Genomic DNA, 16,068 nt, shown 5'->3' on the forward strand with positions numbered 1-16,068 from the left:
TGCTGCAGGGAATCATCAGCCGCGGTCGCGCGGCTGCCACGCCGCGCGACCGTAAGCCACCCACGCGGGCTACGGAGTTGTCCACAGAGGTGGAGTTCTCCACAGAACCACGGGCCTCGCTGGTTCACGACCCCGAAAGCATGGCAGGCTCTGTTCATCGCGAGCCTGAAGCCGAGGAGAGTGAATCCTTGCGGTCCAACGCCAACATCGCGGGACCGATGACCGATCCGGTCCCCGGTCCCCGTACCGAATCGGCGGGGGAGGATGTTTCACGTGAAACACCGCCCCCGATGGACGACACCCCTATTGGCCGATCCGCCCAGCTGGCGGTGGAGGCTCTGGGCCGTGCAGGCGAGGGGCTTCCCCGGCCTGAGCAGACCCGCATCATGGTGGTCGCCAACCAGAAGGGCGGGGTGGGAAAGACCACCACGACGGTGAACCTTGCCGCGTCGCTGGCACTGCATGGTGCTCGCGTTCTGGTCATCGACCTCGACCCGCAGGGAAACGCCTCCACGGCACTCGGTATCGACCACCATGCCGAAGTCCCCTCGATCTACGACGTCCTGATCGACAGCAAGCCGCTCTCCGATGTGGTCCAGCCGGTCCCGGACGTCGAGGGTCTCTTCTGTGCACCGGCCACCATCGATCTCGCCGGTGCGGAGATCGAGCTGGTGTCACTGGTGGCCCGGGAAAGCCGATTGCAGCGGGCGATCCAAGCGTATGAGCAGCCGCTGGACTACATCCTCATCGACTGCCCGCCGTCGCTCGGTCTGCTCACGGTCAACGCCCTGGTGGCCGGCGCCGAGGTGCTGATCCCCATCCAGTGCGAGTACTACGCCCTGGAGGGTCTCGGTCAGCTCCTGAAGAACGTCGACCTTGTACGCGGCCACCTGAACCCGGCGCTGCATGTCTCGACGATTCTGCTCACCATGTATGACGGCCGGACCAGGCTCGCGTCGCAGGTGGCCGAGGAGGTTCGCAGCCACTTCGGTGACGAGGTACTGCGGACCAGCATTCCGCGGTCAGTCCGCATCTCGGAGGCACCGAGCTACGGGCAGACGGTCCTGACGTACGACCCCGGTTCCAGCGGTTCGCTGTCGTATCTCGAAGCGGCCCGCGAGATCGCCCTGCGGGGAGTCGGTATCCACTACGACGCCCAGCACACCCATATGGGCAACCAGAACAACCAGCACAGCATGTCGGAGGGGATCCAGTGAGCGAGCGACGTAGGGGGCTGGGGCGAGGGCTCAGTGCGCTGATCCCCGCCGCACCCCAGGAGCGACCGACGCCGTCGGTCGGGGCGGGGTCCACCTCTCCGGGGTCGATTCCGTCCCTGGTGGCCGAGCGGGGAGTGGACGCCGGAAGGGTGGCCACGCTGCCGCAGAGCCAGGCGTCTGTCGACAGTGCACCTCCAGTGGCTGAGCCCGAGGTGGTCGCCGACGACGAGACGTCGGCTGTTGCGTACTTCGCCGAGCTTCCGCTGGACGCCATCACGCCGAACCCGCGTCAGCCGCGAGAGGTGTTCGACGAAGACGCCCTGGCCGAGCTGGTGACCTCCATCAAGGAGGTGGGGCTGCTCCAGCCGGTCGTCGTGCGCCAGCTGGGCCCCGAGCGCTATGAGCTCATCATGGGCGAGCGCCGCTGGCGGGCCTGCCGTGAAGCGGGCCTGGACAGCATTCCGGCGATTGTCCGCGCCACCGAGGACGAGCAGCTGCTGCTGGACGCCCTGCTGGAGAACCTGCACCGGGCGCAGCTGAATCCGGTGGAAGAGGCCATGGCCTATGACCAGCTGCTGAAGGACTTCAACTGCACCCACGAGCAGCTGGCCGATCGCATCGGTCGCTCGCGTCCGCAGGTCTCCAACACGCTGCGTCTGCTGCGCCTGTCACCGACGGTCCAGCGCCGGGTCGCCGCCGGTGTGCTGTCGGCGGGTCACGCCAGGGCGCTGCTGTCCGTGGAGGACCCCGAGGCGCAGGAGAAGCTGGCGTACCGAATCGTGGCCGAGGGCCTCTCGGTCCGGGCGGTGGAGGAGATCGTGACGCTGATGGGCTCGGAGCCCAGCAGCGCGCCGAAGGCGAAGCGACCGCGAGCGGGCGCGCGGGTCTCGCCGGCCCTCTCCGAACTCGCTACCCGGCTCTCCGATCGCTTTGAGACGCGGGTGAAGGTCGACCTGGGACAGAAGAAGGGCAAGATCGTCGTCGAGTTCGCCTCGATGGAGGATCTGGAGCGCATCCTGGGCAGCATGGCCCCTGGCGAGGGGCGAGTTCTGGAGAAGGGACTGGCCGAGGAGAACTCCCCGGCCGACGACGAGGACTGAGCGGGAGCGTTCCTCCGCGCTCATTGCACAGGTTTGAGGGCGGACCGTGTTCCGGTGTTCACCGGAACACGGTCCGCCCTTTGGCCGCTTCCCGTATGCGTGTCATCACCCGATCGATACGATGCGTTCTGGTATGCGCATCCGCCCGATCCACCTCGGAGGGAGAGCCAGGCATGCGAGAGGTGAGCCGCAGCCAACTGCTGACAGCAGGACTGGGACTCGGTGCGGTCGGCGGGTTCATCGGCAGCCTGCTCCGAGAACGGAGCGCGCTGACCGCCGCTCTTGGAGCGGCAGGCGAAGGAAGTGAGGAACAGCCTTCATGGGGCGTCGGCTCGTACCGCTCACGTTGGACAACCTTCCGGATCTCCCCAAACGGTGCCGCGCGTGCGTCTTCTGGGAGCTTGATCCGGTCAGCGGAGAAGCCGCGGTAAAGGCCGGCACACCGGAGCTGGAGAAGGAAGCCTGGATCTCCGCCGTGCTGCTGGACTGGGGCTCCTGCGGCCGGGTGGTCTATGTGGACGAGGTACCGGTGGGGTTCGTTCTCTATGCCCCGCCCGCGTATGTGCCGCGCTCCACCGCCTTTCCGACGAGCCCGGTGTCCCCCGATGCCGTTCAGCTCATGACGGCGTGGATCACGCCCGGCTACCAGGGGCAGGGCCTGGGGCGGGTGATGGTGCAGACCGTGGCGAAGGATCTGTTGCGCCGTGGGTTCAAGGCCATCGAGGCGTTCGGTGACGCCCGCTGGAAGGAACCGGCCTGCGTCCTTCCGGCCGACCACCTGTTGGCCGTCGGCTTCAAGACTGTGCGCCCGCATCCGACGTACCCGAGGCTCCGGCTGGAACTGCGGACGACGCTGTCCTGGAAGGAAGACGTCGAGCTGGCGCTCGACCGCCTTCTGGGGGCCGTCCAGAAGGAGCCGGTGCTGCGGCCACTGTGAGGACTGCCGAAAGGCCGTACGCCGAACGGCCCACCCCGAGGGGGTGGGCCGTTCGTGTTTCACGTGAAACAGCGGCGTCAGGCCTTGGCGGCGTCACCGAGGAACGGCTCCAGGTCGCGGACGATCGCGGCCTTCGGCTTGGCGCCGACGATGGTCTTGGCGACCTCGCCGTCCTTGTAGACGTTCAGCGTCGGGATCGACATGACGCCGTACTTGGCGGCGGTGGCCGGGTTCTCGTCAATGTTGAGCTTGACGATCGTGATCTGGTCACCGTGCTCGGCGGCGATGGCTTCCAACGACGGAGCGATCTGGCGGCACGGACCGCACCAGGCGGCCCAGAAGTCCACCAGTACGGGCTTGTCGCTCTTGAGGACATCCTCTTCGAAGGAGTCGTCGGTCACGTTCTTCAGGTCGCCGGCCACGGCGGCCTCCTTCATTTCGCGGGTGTGGGTGGAGAAAGGTGGTCAGTCCGTCAGACCGTGGCGGTCTTCTCCGGCTCGGCGGCCTTCTCACCATCGGCGAGAGCCGCCAGGAAACGCTCGGCGTCGAGCGCGGCGGAGCAGCCCGTACCAGCGGCCGTGATCGCCTGGCGGTAGGTGTGGTCCACGACGTCACCGGCACCGAAGACACCGGCCAGGTTGGTGCGGGTCGATGGCGCGTCCACCTTGAGGTAGCCCTCGTCGTCGAGCTCCAGCTGGCCCTTGAACAGCTCCGTGCGCGGGTCGTGGCCCACGGCGATGAACAGGCCGGTCACCGGAAGCTCGGAGGTCTCGCCGGTCTTCGTGTTGCGCAGCGTCACACCAGTGAGCTTCTGCTCGCCGTGGATCGCCGCGACCTCGCTGTCCCAAGCGAACTTGATCTTCGGGTCGGCGAAGGCACGCTCCTGCATGGCCTTGGAGGCCCGCAGCGTGTCACGGCGGTGGATGATGGTGACGGACTTGGCGAACCGGGAGAGGAAGGTCGCCTCCTCCATGGCGGTGTCGCCGCCGCCCACCACGGCGATGTCCTGGTCCTTGAAGAAGAACCCGTCACAGGTGGCGCACCAGGAGACGCCGCGGCCCGACAGCGCGTCCTCGTTCGGCAGGCCAAGCTTGCGGTGCTGGGAGCCGGTCGTCACGATCACGGCCTTGGCGCGGTGCACCGTGCCGGCCGTGTCGGTCACCGTCTTGATGTCGCCGGTCAGGTCGACCGAGACAACATCGTCCGGGACGAGCTCGGCGCCGAAGCGCTCGGCCTGGGCCCGCATGTTGTCCATCAGGTCGGGACCCATGATCCCGTCACGGAAGCCGGGGAAGTTCTCCACGTCGGTCGTGTTCATGAGCGCACCACCGGCGGTGACGGCACCTTCGAAGACCAGCGGCTTCAGCGAGGCTCGCGCCGTATAGAGCGCAGCCGTGTAGCCGGCGGGCCCGGAGCCGATGATGATCACGTTACGGACGTCGCTCACGGGTTTCTTCCTCGTCTCTGCAGACTGCCTACTGCCTAGGGGGCCGGTCTAGGACTCTCACCCCACCCAACGGATCCTACGGGGCGTGCATTCCCGAGGCGTCCGTGCGGCACGAAGGCGTGAGTCAGGGACGAGGGTAGGCGTCTGTCAGCAGCACGTCCGCCTTGGTGCTCTTCTGCGTGGCGATGCAGGAGGCGTCGAGGACGTACGCCTGGACCTGAGACGGGTCGGTGGCGTGCGGCAGGACCACCAGATAGGCGGGCTTGCCGTCGTACGTGCCTGGCTGTGCGGCGAGTGCCTGATCGCTGCGTCCGGTGCCCGCCTGGATGCAGGGCGGTACCGTCACGGCCTCTTCGGTGGACATCGTCGACGGGTTTTCGACCGAGGGAGGCTGCTTCTCCGTACGGGGGGACTGGGAGGTCTTCTCGGTGGTGAGAAGGGCCTCGACCCGGTCCTTCACGGCTGCACCGGAGAACGTCCTGTTGTCGGGGGCGCTGATGGCGGTGTCCGCCGTCTTGGATCCGGCGGGGTCGTCCCCGGTCTGGATCGCCTGGAAGAGAAGGACGCTCACGCCCATGGCAGCGGCGCCGAAGACTGCGCCGAGCACGGCCGTACGGCGCCGACGCCGAGCGGGCCGCCCGCGGCCGGGGCCAGTGGCAGCCCGCGGATGGCCGGCGGGTCGGTCGGCAGGAGCTGGCTCCCGGGTGACCGAGGAAGGCGCTGTTTCACGTGAAACATGCTCGGCCGTCTCCGCGGGGGCGGTGGCATCCAGCAGCGCTTCGGCGGCCAAAGCGGCGTCGATGCGCTCGGCGATGTCGGTCGGCATCCGGGTGGGGCCAGGAAGGGTCCCCAGGAGCCCGCGGATCTCCTCCAGGGAGGACCGGACATCGGCGCACAGCGCGCAGCTGTCCAGATGGGCGCGGACATCGGCCGTCCGGGACGGAGGGAGAAGTCCTTCGGTGAGTTCGGAGATCTCCGAGACGTCCGGGTGCTGAGTCGTGTCGGTCGTGGATGTCACGCGCGCCCACCTCCGCCCTTCACAGCAGCAGGATCGCTCGGTCCTGCATCCCTTGGTCCCGACGCCGGTGGGACGGATGTCCCTGGCGTCCGGTTCCTTCCCCGGTCCACACCATCGTTATCCACGGTGTCACCGCGCAGATGAGTGAGCAGCGGGAGGAGCCGGGCCCTCCCTCGCGCACAGCGGCTCTTCACCGTCCCCGTCGGCACGTCCAGGACACGTGCCGCCTCGGCGACCGGATAGCCCTGCATGTCCACGAGCACCAGAGCAGCGCGCTGATCTGCGGGAAGCTTCTCGAGCGCGGCGAGCAGCTCGCGGTGGAGGTCCTGCCGCTCGGCCGGGGCCTCGGCCGATTCGTGCGGCTCCAGGAGCTGCTCCAGCCGTTCGGTGTCGTCGACAGGTGACGTCTTGCGGGAGGCGGCCTTGCGGGCGCGGTCGAGGCAAGCGTTCACGGTGATGCGGTGCAGCCAGGTCGTGACGGCGGACTGGCCGCGGAAGGTGTGGGCGGCCCGGAAGGCGGACACAAGAGCGTCCTGGACGGCGTCGGCGGCCTCCTCGCGGTCCCCCAGCGTGCGCAGCGCTACGGCCCAGAGCCGGTCGCGGTGGCGACGTACGAGCTCACCGAAGGCGTCCGGATCTCCGGCGACGTGGCGTGCCAGGAGATCCTGGTCGCTGAATTCCTCGGGTGCCCCGCTCGTCATGCCGCCACCTCCCCTCTCCGGTTCCCGCCCCTCGGCAGTACCTCTGCCGGTCGGCAGCCGTCAGCCGAGCACCTTGATCTCGGAAATTCCGCCGCGGAAGCCGTTCCCGGTCCCGTCGGACGGCAGCTCGGTGATGTGGATGAGTACGTAGCGCGTGCGCACGGGCTTGTCCACGGTCGCCTTGAGCCGGTCCCCCACCGTGTCGAGCTTCGTCAAGACGTGCGGGAAGTCATCCTGCCCACTCGGATCTGTCGCTTCCTCGTCGGCTGCCAGCACCTGTGCCTTCTGGCCCGCGCGGTACATGGTCACGTCGATGCCGCGGACATTCTGCACGCTGCCGAGGTCGACGATGATCCCGCTGCCCTGCTTGCGGTTGGTGAGGTTGCCGAAGTTCGCGTAACCCAAATACTGCGGGGTGATCCACGCGGTCTCGGTCTTGTCGTCCACCGCGTTCGGTACCTCGTCGACCTGTATTCCGGAGCCGCCGGGCATGAACTCACCGGCGTCGGCGATCCGCAGTGGCTGCGGGGGCTTCTGCGGCTTCTTCTGGTTCTGACCGCCCGGAGACGTCTGGGTTCCCGTGTCCCCGGTCTTCGTGTCGCCCCTCTGGTCGAGCAACTTGTCGGCGACCTGCCAGCTGCCCAGGCCCAGGGCGGCGATGAGGAGTGCGGAGACGGCCCACTTGAGGGCCTTGCCCGTACGGCTCTGCAGCGGGGGCGGCGGGACCGCCGTGGCCACGGCGGCCGCCACGCCGGGGCGCGGGGAACGGCCGTAGTTGCCCTGCTGGTAGGTCGTGCGCTGGTACTCGAGGGGCGTCGGGAAGTCGGGCTCCGGCGGGCGGATCCGCGGCATGGCTGCGACGGCCTTGGCGAGCTCGTCGGGCGTGGTGCAGGGAGGCTCCTGGCGGGACGCGGTCGCGCCGTCGTTGACCAGGGCGCGCATGGCGATCTCGGACAGGCCGCGGTGCACACCGGCCCGCACCTGGTCCGGCGGGATCAGCCCGACTCCCTTGGGCAGCCCCGACAGACCGTAGGCATCGTTCTCGTACGGCCAGCGCTTGGTCAGCGCCGCGTACAGCAGAGCGCCGATCGCCTCGGTGTCGGTGCGCTGGGGGCGTTCGGCGCTGATGCCGCGCAGGGCGGCGTTCACGGCGAGCCCGCGGATCCGGTACTGGCCGGTGGAGCTGCGCAGGACGGCGCTCGGGGTGAGCCGCAGGTGGGCAAGGCCTTCGCGGTGGGCGGCGGCCATGGCTTGGGAGACCTGGCTGACGAGTTGGTAGGCGTCGTGCGCCTCGAGCGGGCCGGCCGCGAGCAGCGCGGTGAGCTCCGTGGCGTCCGGGAGCCACTCGTGGACGACGTAGACGAGGTCGTTCTCCTCGACTGCGTCCAGGACCTGGACGAAACGGGGGTCGCCGAGGAGCGCCGAGGAGCGTGCCGCGGCGAGCACCGAACGGGCCCTCGGGTGATCGGCGGGGAGGATGTGGACCCCGACGGCCCGGCGCAGTTTCTCGTCGACGGCGCGCCAGCTGCTGAAGCCGTCCAGACGGGTGACGCACTCCTCGAGCCGGTAGCGTCTGGCGAGTTTGTGGCCACTGTGGAGCTCGGGCGTCGTGATGACGGACTGCTCGCCGCCCCGCCGCTCGCCGTCGCCGTCCTTGGCGGACTGCTCCGCCGTGTTCTGCGCTTCCGCCACCCCGTCGCTCGCGGCCTTGCCCGCCTTGGCGGTCAGCGGGTCTTCTCCGCTGTTGTCGGCCACGTCGACGGCAGCCGTGCTACGTTCCGCCACCGTCGTTCCTGCCTCCCCATCCGTTGCGCCACATCCAACAGCCATGCCAATTGTGCCCACAGTCCGGCGCTATGCACGACACGCGGTCGCCGACGATGGTTGTGCGAGCCCTCGTATCTATCGTCCGAGACGGCCGCGGACCATGCCGACCATGGCGTTGAGCTCTTCGATCCGCATCTTCCGTGCCCCGACGTAGAACACGACCATCAGTACGATCCCACCGCCCACGAGCGCCGCGAGCGATCCCAAGGCGTCGTCGCCCAGGGCCTTGAGGATGCCGAAGGCGGCGGCGCCGCCGAGGACCGCCGCGGGGACGGACGCCATGGAGAGCCGGGCGTAGGTGCGGACGACGTGTGCGCCGTCCAGGTCACCGCCCAGCCGGTTGCGCAGCCGCCGCCAGGCGACACCGACGCCGACGGCGTATGCGAGGCCGTAGGAGGCCGCCATGCCGACGACGGCCCAGCGAGCCGGGAGGAGGAAGTAGCAGGCCGCTGAGGCCGCCGCGTTGACGCCGGCCACGATCACCGTGTTGTAGAAGGGCGTTCGGGTGTCCTCGTAGGCGTAGAAGCCGCGGAGGACGACGTACTGCACCGAGTAGGGGATCAGGCCGAGGCCGAAGGCCATCAGGATGAAGCCCATGCTGCGGGCCGCCTCGGTGCCGCTGGACGCGTACAGCAGGGTGCACATCGGGACGCCGAGGGCGAGGAACAGGAAGGCGACCGGCACGATCGCGACGGCGGAGTTCCGCAGCCCCTGGGAGATGTCGTCGCGGACGGCGCCCGGGTCGTTGTCGTGGGCGGCGCGCGAGATGCGCGGCAGGAGCGCTGCCATGACCGAGACGGTGATGATGGCTTGCGGCATGCCCCAGATGAGCTGGGCGTTGGAGTAGGCGAGGAAGCCCGCACCGTCCGTGCCGGAGGCCTTGCCCGCGGCCGTGGCGAGCTGGGTGACGACCACGACACCGGCCTGGTTGGCGAGGACGAACAGGACGGTCCACTTGGCCAACTTGACGGTCTTGCCGAGCCCGTGGCCCTTCCAGTCGAAGCGGGGGCGGAAGCGGAACCCGGCCTCGCGCAGGTACGGAACCATCGCCAGGGCCTGGACCACCAGGCCGAGGAGAGTGCCGATGCCGAGCAGCCGGATGCCTTCGTCCGGGATGGTCGTGACACCCATCTGGGATTCGGCGGAGGATCCGTAGACCCAGATGAACATGGAGAAGGTGAAGATGACGACGATGTTGTTGAGGACCGGGGTCCACATCATCGCGCCGAACTTGCCGCGGGCGTTGAGGATCTGACCCATCACCACGTGGACGCCCATGAAGAAGATCGTGGGCAGGCAGAAGCGTGCGAAGGTGACGGCCACGCTGTTCGCGGCGGCGTCGCTCGCGATCGTGTCCGACATGGCGCGGATCAGCAGCGGGGCGCCGAACACGGCGAGGGTGACGATCACGCCGAGCGCGACCATGACGAGGGTCAGCAGCCGGTTGGCGTACGCCTCGCCGCCGTCCTCGTCGTCCTTCATCGAGCGGACGAGCTGAGGCACGAAGACCGAGTTGAGGCCGCCGCCGACGGTCAGGATGTAGATCATCGTCGGCAGGGTGGCCGCGATGGTGTAGGTGTCACCGAGCAGGGCGGCACCCAGGGCGCCGGTGATCACCAGGCTGCGTACGAAGCCGGTGAGGCGGGAGACCAGCGTGCCGGCGGCCATCACGGCGCTCGACTTCAGCAGGCTCGACGCGCGACCGCCGGACTTCTTCGGGGCGGGCGCGGCCGTGGGTGCCGGTTCGGGCTCCTGCGGGGCGGGCGGCTGCCCGTGGCCCTGCTGGTCCCGGTAGAGGTGCGCGAACGCGTCCGGCTCGGGCTGCTCCTCGGCGGCGTGCGTGACGAGGTCGTCGACGCCGGTGAACTGAACGGTCCTGGCGTCGTCGCCGTAAGGAAGGTGACGGGACGGTCCGTCGGGCTCGGGCGGCGGGGTCTGCGCCCAGACCCGGGGGTCCGGTGCGTACTGCGGCGCGGCGGGCTGCTGGTAGAGCGGCGGGGGCTCCTCGTAGGTGCCGGGCGGGGGCGGCGGGTGTGCCGCTCTGTCGTAGAGCGCCTCGCCGACCGGGTCCTGGGCGGCCAGGTCCTGGCTGCCGTACGGATCCTGCTCGTAGGCGTGCTGGACGTACGGATCCGGGGCAGGTGGCGGGACCGGGGGCGGCACATGGCCCGCCCCGGGGGGCATCTCGCCGGAAGGCGCGCTGCCGCCGCCCGCGCTTTGACCGCGGTCACCGTCGTACGGCGCGTTCATGGTTTACCCCACCTCATCGTCCCCGGCCGACCGGCCACGACATCGCTCAACGGTCCACTTTCTCACCCTGGCCCGACGGGTCGGTGCTTTGCGCTCCGGTGTCCGGCGTCGGGTCACTCGGCTGCTCGGGATCGTCGCTCTGCGCAGTCGTGCCGCCGGCCTCCAGGTCCGTCTCCGCGCCGGTTCCGGATTCGGCAGCGGTGTCCGGCTCGTCCGCCGTTCCCACCGTGCCCGGCCCGTCCGCCGTACTCGAAGCGTCTGGCGTTCCCGCCGTGTCCTGCTCGTCCGGCTCGTCCTCAGCGTCCTCAGCGTCCGCCGCACCCGCCGCGTCCGCTGCCTCCGCCTCGCGTGCAGCGGTGCGCTTGCGGTGGGTGTACATCCTGATGCCGGCGAGGGCGAGCAGCAGGAAACCGCCTGCGATCACCAGCATCACCGTCGGCGTGATCTCGGAGACTTTCACGGTGAAGGTCATGGGCTTGCCGTAGGGCTTGCCGTCCTCCGTGTACAGCTGGGCCGTCATCGGGACCGGACCGTTGGCGTTGGCGGACGCCGTGAACTTCACCGACTGGCTGTGCCCCCCGGCGATCTTCACCGGAAGCTCGGCCACGGCGTCGCCGCCGTTCAGCTTCAGACGGGTCGGCTTGGTCGACGTCAGGCGCAGCACCAGGTGCTCGACGTCCTGCAGGAGCTGGTTCTGCACCGTCACCGGGATGGTGGCGCTGCGTCCCGACAGGGTGAGGTCGGACTTCTCGATCAGCTGGACCTCGGTGGTGAGGTCCCTCAGGTGGACCTGCACGCTTTGCCGGTACGCCGTGGCGGGCTCGGCCCGGCCGCGCCAGGACGTCGACATCTCCCGGTTGATCGCGTTGCCGAAGGGCGTCACCACCCGGGACGCCATCGTCAGGATGACCTTGAAGTTGTCCAGGGTGTCCTGGGTGGTCTTCATGTCCTGGAAGGCCTGGACGGGCAGCTCCCGCTTACGCAGCTTGGCCGGGTACTTCCGTGCGCCCGGGATCTTCGTCGTGGCTCGGTCGTCCGGTGTGGCCGCGGCCGCCGTGAGCAGGTCGCTGGGCTGCGTCCAGCGCTGGGCGGACAGGGCGCGCAGCGCGATCGCCATCGACTGGGCCTGCGCCGCGGTCGGCATCCGCTGGGGGGCCACCACGATGCTGCGCAGCTTGCCCGGCTGCTGCTGGGTCACGGCCAGGGTGTGGGCGAGGAACTGCTGGACGGCCAGGGTGGAGTTCCCCGTCCGGGTCATGTCGCCCTGGAAGACGGTGGACAGTGACGCGTCGGCCACGACGGCGGTCGTCCCGCCGCCGATGGGCCGGGCGGCGTTGGGGGTGTAGGGCAGCTCGTCCCGGATGCTGTCATTGCGGGCGATCACCTTGTCGGCTCCGGCCGAGGTGGCGATGTCGATGATCGACGGGTCGACCGCTCCGTCGACCGGCCAGGCGAAGTCGATGGACGGCTTCACATGGAGGATCGTCTCGACCGTGCTCTCGGCCACCTCGGTGGCGGGCTGGAGGTGACTGAGCGAACCGGATACGTTCTTGCCCCGGTGGGCGAGGGACGCCAGGTCCGGGTCGGCGTAGGGCAGCGCCACCACCTTGTCGCCCTGCACTGCCCTGTCCAGGCTGTTCAGCCATTGCTTGGCGATGGCCTGGTTCTTGCCCGGGATCCGTTCCTTACCGTCCTTGACCTGGTAGTTCCTGGTCATGGCGTCCACGGTGGCGAGCAGGTCCGGGTCGACGACCCAGGTGACGGGCAGCTCGGCGCCGAGCGCCACGAGCCGCTCCAGCCGGCCGCCCGGGGCGAGCTCCGCGGCCAGCTCATCGTCTTCGAACACCGGTGTCTGCTGGTCGTCCGATCCGGTCTCCGCGGACAGGTGCGTCGAGGAGATCAACGGCCAGAGGTACGTGAGCTGGGTCTTCTTCTCGGTGGCCTCCGGCTGCCAGGGCAGGAGGGTGCGCTCGATGCCCAGCACCTGGTCGTACGAGGCGCTCGGGGTCCGGCCCGTGAGGGAGACCCCGAGCTGGTAGACGCCTTCCTCGTCGAGGCCCAGCTTCTCGACCGGCACGGTGATGCTGAAGTCCTTGCTGATGCCGGCCGCGATCTTCGGGATCTTGATGCTGTACGGGCCGCCGAGCGCCGCGCCGTCATTGCCCGGCGCGAAGCCGGTGCGCTTGGCCACCGCGTCGATCTCGCCCCGGTTGGCCATGCGGGATCCGACACGCAGGTCGACCTGCGCGGCGCTCACCGTCTCCTTGCCCTCATTGGTCACGGTGCCGCTGATCGTGAGGGTGTCCCCCTCGACCGGCGTGGTGGGCGTGAACGTGTCCAGGGACACATCGACGGTCCGGGAGGGGGACGCCTTCTCGGCGGCGGACGCGGGGGGCGCGGAGGGGACGTACAGCAGGCCCGCCAGAAGCGGTGCACTCACGAAGGCGGAGGCCGCACGCCGTAGCCACCGCCGGGCAGGAGAGCGACCGGTGCTCTGGAAGTCTGCCGCCTCGGCCACGCGCTCGCCCGTCCTCGTCGTCTGTTGCCGTTGGTGGTTCGTCGGTTCCTGCGTCCACGCATGGTAACGAGGACCGTCGGGGCTAAGTGCCGCGGACTGCTCCACATGATCGGAGCAGTATGCGCCCGGAAGATCACGGAAGCAGGGCGCCGGGCGGGTCGAAAACCGGGACGCCGCCCCGGGCCGGGGGACGTACCCTTTTCTGTTGTGCCGAACGCCAACGAAGACAACCCGACTGCACTGAGCCAGGTGCAACGCCGCGCGGTCAGCGAACTACTGCGCGTGTCCCCCGTCGCCGACGATCTTGCCCGTCGCTTCCAGGAGGCCGGGTTCACCCTTGCCCTGGTCGGCGGCTCGGTACGGGACGCACTCCTCGGCCGGCTCGGCAACGACCTGGATTTCACCACCGACGCCCGCCCCGAGGACGTTCTGAAGATCGTCCGGCCGTGGGCCGACGCGGTGTGGGACGTCGGGATCGCCTTCGGCACGGTGGGCTCGCAGAAGTCCGCCCGCGTCGGAGACGCTGAGCAGATCTTTCAGATCGAGATCACCACGTACCGCTCCGAGGCGTACGACCGGACCTCCCGCAAGCCGGAGGTTTCCTACGGTGACTCCATCGAGGAGGATCTGGTCCGCCGCGATTTCACCGTCAACGCGATGGCCGTCGCGCTGCCGGAGAAGGAGTTCATCGATCCGCACGGCGGCCTGGAGGACCTGTCCCAGCGGGTCCTGCGGACACCGGGAACGCCTGAGGAGTCCTTCTCCGACGACCCGCTGCGCATGATGCGCGCCGCACGGTTTGCCGCGCAGCTCGATTTCGAGGTCGCTCCCGAGGTCGTGGACGCGATGAAGCGGATGTCCGAGCGGATCGAGATCGTGTCCGCCGAACGCGTACGGGATGAATTCAACAAGCTGGTCCTTTCCGCGTACCCCCGCAAGGGCCTGGGCCTGCTGGTCGACACCGGCCTCGCTCAGCGCGTGCTGCCCGAGCTGCCTGCGCTGCGGCTCGAGAGCGACGAACACCACCGGCACAAGGACGTCTACGAGCACTCGCTGATCGTGCTGGAGCAGGCCATCGACCTCGAAGAGGACGGCCCCGATCTCGTCCTGCGGCTCGCGGCGCTGCTGCACGACATCGGCAAGCCGCGCACGCGCCGCTTCGAGTCGGACGGCCGGGTTTCCTTCCACCACCACGAGGTGGTCGGCGCGAAGATGACCAAGAAGCGCATGACCGCGCTGAAGTACTCCAACGACATGGTCAAGGACGTCTCGCGCCTGGTGGAGCTGCACCTGCGTTTCCACGGGTACGGCACCGGCGAGTGGACCGATTCTGCTGTACGCCGCTATGTGCGCGACGCCGGTCCGTTGCTGAGCCGCCTGCACAAGCTGACCCGCTCGGACTGCACCACCCGCAACAAGCGCAAGGCGGCCGCTCTCTCCCGGGCCTATGACGGGCTGGAGGAGCGCATCGCGAAGCTTCAGGAGCAGGAGGAGCTGGACGCGATTCGGCCCGACCTGGACGGCAACCAGATCCAGGAAATTCTCGGGATCCGACCCGGGCCCGCCGTCGGCAATGCGTACAAGTTCCTGCTGGAGCTTCGTCTGGAGAACGGACCGATGGAGCACGACGACGCCGTGGCCGCGCTCAAGGAGTGGTGGGCCGCTCAGGACTGAGCGGAGGAGCCGGTCATGTTTCACGTGAAACATGACGCGCGGAGCGTCGGCGCGGAGGGGGGTGTTTCACGTGAAACACCCCCCTCCTCAGCGCCACAGCAACCCGTCGCCACGCCTCCAGCGCAGGAGCGTGGTGGCGACACCCGCGTACAGGACGGCGACCAGGATGATCAGCGGAACCGATCGGCCGTCAGGGGGAAGCATCAGCGCGGAGATGCCCGCCGCGCCGACGAAGGCCGCGTTGTAGAGCACGTCGTAGAGCGAGAAGACCCGCCCCCGGTACGCGTCGTCCACCGCCAGCTGAACCACCGTGTCGGTGGTGATCTTGGTTCCCTGGGTGACGAGCCCGAGCACGAAGGCGGCCACCAGTATGGGTGTCGGGGCGAAAGGCAGGCCCAGCGCCGGTGCCAGCACCGCAGCCGACGCGGCGCACACCACCATCCAGCCGCCCTGCCCCAGCCGCCCGACCGCCCATGGCGAGAGCACCGCGGCGGCGAAGAACCCCGCCCCCGAGATGCCGACGGCCAGACCCAGCAGGGCGAGCCCCGCCGACTCGGTCGACGTCCAGGCGTACCGGCAGAGCATCAGCACCATCACCGTCAACGCGCCGTAGCAGAAGCGCATCACCGTCATCGCGGTGAGCGCCCGGGCCGCCGCACGCCGCTGGGCGAGATGGCGTACCCCGCTGATCAGCCCCCGGGCCGTCGAGGCCAACGCGGCCCCCAACCGGGGCTGCACCACGTCCGGGTCGGGACCGAGCAGGCCGCGGCCCATGCGTAGCGAGGCCAGAGCCGAGCACAGGTAGAGCCCAGCGCCCAGCAGCACCACCGCCGCGTCGGAATCGGCGCCCACCAGCCGTACAACGAGGGCGAGCCCACCGCCCGCGGTGGCGGCCAGCGTGCCGGCGGTGGGCGAGAGCGAGTTGGCCATCACGAGCCGGTCGTCGTCCACGACCCGCGGCAGCGCGGCCGAAAGCCCGGCGAGCACGAACCGGTTGACGGCCGTGACGGAGAGCGCGGACGCGTAGAAGAGCCAGTCCGGTACCGAGGCGAGGATCAGGAACGCCGTGCCGGCGGCGAGCAGGGCGCGCAGCAGGTTGCCGTAGAGGAAGACCTGACGGCGCTGCCAGCGGTCCAGCAGGACACCCGCGAACGGGCCGACGAACGAGTATGGCAGCAGCAGAACCGCCATGGCGGAGGCGATCGCGGCGGGCGAAGCCTGTTTCTCCGGGGAGAAGACGACGTACGTGGCGAGTGCGACCTGATAGACCCCGTCGGCGCACTGCGAGAGCAGTCGTACGGCCAGCAGGCGGCGGAAGTTCGTCAGGCGCACGAGTACGCGCAGATCACGTACGACAGGCATGGCAGCAAGGGTCACAT

12 protein-coding genes are annotated in these 16,068 nt (G+C 69.1%); 4 read left to right on the forward strand and 8 right to left on the reverse strand.

Annotation, left to right across the window (positions count from 1 at the left end):
- Positions 1-140 precede the first annotated feature (140 nt).
- The 3 genes from ABT360_RS22605 to ABT360_RS22615 all read left to right on the forward strand — a co-directional run bounded on the left by ABT360_RS22605 (position 141) and on the right by ABT360_RS22615 (position 3,254).
- Positions 141-1,217: a ParA family protein gene (locus ABT360_RS22605; RefSeq protein ID WP_351819390.1), complete on the forward strand. Its 1,077-nt coding sequence runs from the start codon at positions 141-143 to the stop codon at positions 1,215-1,217.
- On the forward strand, positions 1,214-2,317 hold the full coding sequence (locus tag ABT360_RS22610) for a ParB/RepB/Spo0J family partition protein (protein WP_351819323.1): 1,104 nt from the start codon (positions 1,214-1,216) through the stop codon (positions 2,315-2,317). Before ABT360_RS22605 ends, ABT360_RS22610 begins: the two co-directional genes overlap by 4 nt.
- A gap of 319 nt (positions 2,318-2,636) precedes the next feature.
- Positions 2,637-3,254, forward strand: coding sequence for a GNAT family N-acetyltransferase (locus ABT360_RS22615; protein WP_084900672.1), 618 nt, complete (start codon positions 2,637-2,639; stop codon positions 3,252-3,254).
- Positions 3,255-3,331: 77 nt separating this feature from the next.
- Here the strand turns inward: ABT360_RS22615 and trxA are convergent, their stop codons facing one another.
- The 7 genes from trxA to ABT360_RS22650 all read right to left on the reverse strand — a co-directional run bounded on the left by trxA (position 3,332) and on the right by ABT360_RS22650 (position 13,015).
- Positions 3,332-3,676, reverse strand: coding sequence for a thioredoxin (gene trxA, locus ABT360_RS22620; protein ID WP_351819326.1), 345 nt, complete (start codon positions 3,674-3,676; stop codon positions 3,332-3,334).
- A gap of 50 nt (positions 3,677-3,726) precedes the next feature.
- On the reverse strand, positions 3,727-4,701 hold the full coding sequence (trxB, locus tag ABT360_RS22625) for a thioredoxin-disulfide reductase (protein WP_351819329.1): 975 nt from the start codon (positions 4,699-4,701) through the stop codon (positions 3,727-3,729).
- Between the two features lie 124 nt (positions 4,702-4,825).
- Entirely contained in the window at positions 4,826-5,719 is an 894-nt protein-coding gene (locus ABT360_RS22630) for a hypothetical protein (protein ID WP_351819331.1), read from the reverse strand.
- A complete protein-coding gene (sigM, locus tag ABT360_RS22635) occupies positions 5,716-6,420 on the reverse strand; it encodes an RNA polymerase sigma factor SigM (protein WP_351819334.1) in 705 nt (234 codons plus the stop codon). Before sigM ends, ABT360_RS22630 begins: the two co-directional genes overlap by 4 nt.
- Positions 6,421-6,480: 60 nt before the next feature.
- Positions 6,481-8,205 carry a protein kinase family protein gene (locus ABT360_RS22640; RefSeq protein WP_351819336.1) on the reverse strand — a complete coding sequence of 575 codons (1,725 nt, stop codon included), beginning with the start codon at positions 8,203-8,205 and terminating at the stop codon, positions 6,481-6,483.
- Between the two features lie 117 nt (positions 8,206-8,322).
- Complete coding sequence (gene murJ / locus ABT360_RS22645) at positions 8,323-10,497, reverse strand: murein biosynthesis integral membrane protein MurJ (protein ID WP_351819339.1); 2,175 nt, start codon at positions 10,495-10,497, stop codon at positions 8,323-8,325.
- 46 nt (positions 10,498-10,543) lie between these two features.
- Positions 10,544-13,015 carry a DUF6049 family protein gene (locus ABT360_RS22650; protein WP_351819342.1) on the reverse strand — a complete coding sequence of 824 codons (2,472 nt, stop codon included), beginning with the start codon at positions 13,013-13,015 and terminating at the stop codon, positions 10,544-10,546.
- A gap of 207 nt (positions 13,016-13,222) precedes the next feature.
- Between ABT360_RS22650 and ABT360_RS22655 the strand changes: the two genes are divergently transcribed.
- Positions 13,223-14,689 (forward strand): CCA tRNA nucleotidyltransferase, encoded by a 1,467-nt coding sequence (locus ABT360_RS22655; RefSeq protein WP_351819345.1) that lies wholly within the window; start codon positions 13,223-13,225, stop codon positions 14,687-14,689.
- Between the two features lie 87 nt (positions 14,690-14,776).
- Here ABT360_RS22655 and ABT360_RS22660 read toward each other — a convergent pair whose 3' ends face one another.
- Entirely contained in the window at positions 14,777-16,051 is a 1,275-nt protein-coding gene (locus ABT360_RS22660; RefSeq protein WP_351819348.1) for an MFS transporter, read from the reverse strand.
- Positions 16,052-16,068: the final 17 nt, after the last annotated feature.

Source organism: Streptomyces sp. NPDC000229 (assembly GCF_040300825.1).
Lineage (GTDB): Bacteria > Actinomycetota > Actinomycetes > Streptomycetales > Streptomycetaceae > Streptomyces.